This window comes from Bacillus sp. SIMBA_154 (genome assembly GCF_046536015.1).
Taxonomy (GTDB): domain Bacteria; phylum Bacillota; class Bacilli; order Bacillales; family Bacillaceae; genus Bacillus; species Bacillus pumilus_P.
This window is the reverse complement of the sequence record NZ_JAWJBV010000390.1, coordinates 1-259: the sequence shown is the minus strand read 5'-3', so window position 1 is coordinate 259 and position 259 is coordinate 1. Positions and strand designations below refer to the sequence as shown.

Below are 259 nucleotides of genomic sequence, written 5' to 3'. Positions count from 1 at the left end.
CTCGGGGTCAGGCTTCGGATGCTTTACATCATCAAGCGTGACGACAGTATCGAAAAACGCCCCGATGCCTGTCAGCTTCAATCCCATATTGACTGTATCCCTCAGCTTCGTGGTGACAATACCGAGCTGATATCCCGCTTTTTTCAATTCATCGAGCGTTTCATAAACCGTTTCGTACTCCGTGACGAGCTCATCGTGCTTTTCATGGTTGAATGCTCTGTACATGCTGATCATGTCATCGCACTTTTCGGCATCAATG

Annotated in this window: 1 protein-coding gene; it reads right to left on the bottom strand. The window is 47.9% G+C overall.

Annotation, left to right across the window (positions count from 1 at the left end):
• Positions 1-259 (bottom strand): HAD hydrolase-like protein (locus R0K30_RS22500; protein ID WP_410613128.1); only part of this gene is annotated, 259 nt, incomplete at both ends.